Consider the following 240-nt stretch of genomic DNA (forward strand, 5'->3'; position numbering starts at 1 on the left):
GTGCATTTTTTTGGTATATATAGAAAAACATGTTCAGCATGAAAGAAAGCAGGGAAACAGAAACTACAGGTACGATTATATATGGAAAGGAGACTATTTATGAAATATAAATGGTTATATATAGGTCTCATTTTTTCAATTATGATGGCACTTGTTCCAGTTTCAACATTTGCTTATACGAATACACCACATAACTGGGGAATCCCACGTCCTAAAAATGAAACGGTGCCAGATGCAGGG

Annotated in this window: 1 pseudogene; it reads left to right on the forward strand. The window is 35.0% G+C overall.

The window, feature by feature from the left end:
* Positions 1 to 99: 99 nt before the first annotated feature.
* Positions 100 to 240 (forward strand): annotated as a pseudogene (locus tag SB775_RS33290) (polysaccharide deacetylase); the annotation flags it as partial.

Source organism: Peribacillus sp. SIMBA_075 (genome assembly GCF_046534585.1).